The sequence below is a fragment of the Pseudomonas sp. NPDC087690 genome (genome assembly GCF_044743175.1).
Taxonomy (GTDB): Bacteria; Pseudomonadota; Gammaproteobacteria; order Pseudomonadales; family Pseudomonadaceae; genus Aquipseudomonas.
Window position 1 is genome coordinate 1 of record NZ_JBIUVX010000100.1, and the last position, 2,631, is coordinate 2,631.

General features: G+C 57.5%; 3 protein-coding genes and 1 pseudogene. All 4 read left to right on the forward strand.

Annotated elements, in window-relative coordinates:
- Positions 1–1,098: signal recognition particle protein (locus ACIPIZ_RS29550; RefSeq protein ID WP_401169046.1), on the forward strand; the 1,098-nt coding region annotated here is incomplete at its 5' end.
- Positions 1,099–1,349: 251 nt separating this feature from the next.
- Positions 1,350–1,601: a 30S ribosomal protein S16 gene (gene rpsP, locus ACIPIZ_RS29555; RefSeq protein WP_401169049.1), complete on the forward strand. Its 252-nt coding sequence runs from the start codon at positions 1,350–1,352 to the stop codon at positions 1,599–1,601.
- Between the two features lie 5 nt (positions 1,602–1,606).
- Positions 1,607–2,143 (forward strand): ribosome maturation factor RimM, encoded by a 537-nt coding sequence (gene rimM, locus ACIPIZ_RS29560; RefSeq protein WP_064393256.1) that lies wholly within the window; start codon positions 1,607–1,609, stop codon positions 2,141–2,143.
- A gap of 44 nt (positions 2,144–2,187) precedes the next feature.
- Positions 2,188–2,631 (forward strand): annotated as a pseudogene (gene trmD, locus ACIPIZ_RS29565) (tRNA (guanosine(37)-N1)-methyltransferase TrmD); the annotation flags it as partial.

Sequence of the window (2,631 nt, forward strand, 5' to 3'; positions counted from 1 at the left end):
AACCTGAGTGCCGTGCCACCTGCCGTCATTCTGATGGCCGGTCTGCAAGGTGCGGGTAAAACCACCACCGCCGGCAAACTGGCGCGCTTCCTTAAAGAGCGCAAGAAGAAGTCGGTCATGGTCGTGTCGGCGGACGTTTACCGTCCAGCGGCGATTAAACAGCTGGAAACCCTGGCCAATGACATCGGCGTGACGTTCTTCCCGTCCGACCTGAGCCAGAAGCCGGTCGACATCGCCACCGCGGCTATTAAAGAAGCAAAACTGAAATTCATCGACGTGGTCATCGTCGACACCGCCGGTCGTCTGCACTTCGACGATGAGATGTTGGTGGATTTCAAGGGGGTGCACGCCGCGATCAACCCGGTCGAAACCCTGTTCGTGGTCGACGCCATGACCGGTCAGGACGCCGCCAACACGGCCAAGGCCTTCGGTGATGCTCTGCCGCTGACCGGTGTGATCCTGACCAAGGTCGACGGCGACGCCCGTGGCGGTGCCGCATTGTCGGTACGCGCCATCACCGGCAAGCCGATCAAGTTCATCGGTATGGGCGAGAAGAGCGAAGCGCTCGACCCGTTCCACCCTGAGCGTATCGCCTCGCGCATTCTCGGCATGGGCGACGTGCTCAGCCTGATCGAACAGGCCGAAGCGACCCTCGACAAGGACAAGGCCGACAAACTGGCCAAGAAGCTGAAGAAGGGCAAGGGCTTCGACCTCGAAGACTTCCGCGATCAGCTGCAACAGATGAAGAATATGGGCGGCCTCGGTGGCCTCATGGACAAACTGCCGAGCATCGGTGGCGTCAACCTGTCGCAAATGGGCAATGCCCAGAACGCCGCAGAGAAACAGTTCAAGCAGATGGAAGCCATCATCAATTCCATGACCCCGGCCGAGCGCCGCGACCCTGAGCTGATCAGCGGTTCGCGCAAACGCCGGATCGCCATGGGCTCCGGCACTCAGGTGCAGGACATCGGTCGCTTGATCAAGCAGCACAAGCAGATGCAGAAGATGATGAAGAAATTCACCGCCAAAGGCGGAATGGCGAAAATGATGCGCGGCATGGGCGGAATGTTGCCCGGCGGCGGCATGCCGAAAATGTAAAGAATCCGCGCCGGTCGTCGCACCGGCGCAGACCCTGCAAGGACGCAGGATCAACAGCAAACCCGCACTCGGCGGGAGCTGACTGGCCGTTTTCATCGACGGCTCTATATGCAGATCTGCACGGCATGCCACAGGCGCCGGAAAAAGTCATTTGCAAAAGTCCGGATATTCCTTAGAATATGCGGCCTTTCGGGCACCCATGCCCGCTGTGCATTTAGATTTGCAGCACCGACTACAGGAACGATGTACATATGCTAACAATCCGTCTTGCCGTTGGCGGCTCCAAAAAGCGCCCGTTTTACCACCTGACCGTAACCGACTCGCGTAACCCGCGTGACGGCTCCCACAAAGAACAGGTTGGTTTCTTCAACCCTGTTGCCCGTGGTCAGGAAATCCGTCTGTCCGTGAACCAAGAGCGCGTAGCCTACTGGCTGAGCGTTGGTGCACAGCCTTCTGAGCGTGTTGCTCAGTTGCTGAAGGAATCTGCAAAGGCTGCGGCCTGAGCAATATGAACGCGACGCCTGCTGTTGCCGATGATTTGATCGTTATTGGCAAAATTTATTCTGTTCATGGCGTTCGCGGCGAAGTGAAGGTTTATTCCTTTACTGATCCGACTGAAAACCTGTTGCAGTACAAAACCTGGACGCTCAAGCGCGAAGGCAATGTCAAACAGGTCGAGCTGGTCAGTGGACGCGGGAGCGACAAGTTCCTGGTCGCAAAGCTCAAGGGTCTTGATGATCGTGAAGAAGCTCGTCTTCTGGCCGGTTATGAGATCTGCGTGCCGCGCAATCTGTTCGCTGAATTGACCGACGGTGAGTACTACTGGTACCAGCTGGAAGGTCTGAAGGTCATCGACACCCTTGGGCAATTGCTCGGGAAAATCGATCATCTTCTGGAAACCGGCGCCAATGATGTAATGGTCGTCAAGCCTTGCGCTGGCAGCCTGGATGATCGCGAACGCCTGTTGCCCTATACGGAGCAATGCGTGTTGGCCATCGACCTGGCAGCGGGCGAGATGAAGGTGGATTGGGACGCGGACTTCTAAGCGTGGCTAACTTGCGCGTAGAAGTGATCAGTTTGTTTCCCGAGATGTTTTCCGCCATCGGCGACTACGGCATCACCAGTCGTGCGGTCAAACAGGGGCTCTTGCAGCTGACCTGTTGGAATCCGCGAGATTACACGACGGATCGGCATCACACTGTGGACGATCGCCCGTTTGGCGGTGGTCCGGGCATGGTGATGAAGATCAAGCCCTGGAAGATGCTCTGGCTCAGGCCAAGGCAGCAGCCGGGGAGGCGGCGAAGGTGATTTACCTGTCCCCCCAAGGCCGTCAACTGAATCAGTCGGCGGTACGCGAGTTGGCACAATCGGATGCATTGATCCTGATTGCCGGCCGCTATGAAGGCATTGACGAGCGTTTTATTGAAGCTCATGTCGATGAAGAGTGGTCGATTGGCGACTATGTACTGTCTGGCGGCGAGCTGCCGGCCATGGTCCTGATCGATGCGGTTACACGACTGCGGCCTGGAGCTT

What these genes read in the sequence shown, in the direction of transcription:
- rpsP (WP_401169049.1), top strand. Translation starts at nt 1,350, where the DNA reads ATGCTAACAATCCGTCTTGCCGTTGGCGGCTCCAAAAAGCGCCCGTTT.
- rimM (WP_064393256.1), top strand. Translation starts at nt 1,607, where the DNA reads ATGAACGCGACGCCTGCTGTTGCCGATGATTTGATCGTTATTGGCAAA.